Here is a 289-nt window from a genome sequence, read left to right as displayed (position 1 = left end):
TCCCGGGACACGGCGGCCTGCTGCGGGGGCGGCTGGCCGCGGATGGGGCCGAGTCGGCCTATACCGAGTGTCTGCGCCAGTGCCGGCGGTTGCGCTGGCGCCAGTCCATGGGCGAATCCCTCGACGAACTGAGCGAGGAGCTGCACCGCGCCTGGGGTGGGCAGAGCGTCGACTTCCTGCCCGGCGAACTGCACCTGGGGAGCATGCGCCGGATGCTGGAGATTCTCTCCCGCCAGGCGCTGCCTCTGGACTGAGACGGGACATCCATTGCGGCGATCGCCGCCGACGG

The 289-nt window shown here is 71.3% G+C and carries 1 pseudogene; it reads left to right on the top strand.

Annotation, left to right across the window (positions count from 1 at the left end):
- A pseudogene (gene pqsE / locus ACLJNW_RS24475) lies at positions 1 to 254 on the top strand (2-aminobenzoylacetyl-CoA thioesterase PqsE); the annotation flags it as partial.
- Positions 255 to 289: the final 35 nt, after the last annotated feature.

The organism is Salmonella sp. SAL4457, assembly GCF_046548235.1.
GTDB lineage: Bacteria > Pseudomonadota > Gammaproteobacteria > Enterobacterales > Enterobacteriaceae > Salmonella > Salmonella enterica.
Note: the sequence above shows the minus strand (reverse complement) of the source record. Positions and strands in the feature narration are given on the sequence as shown.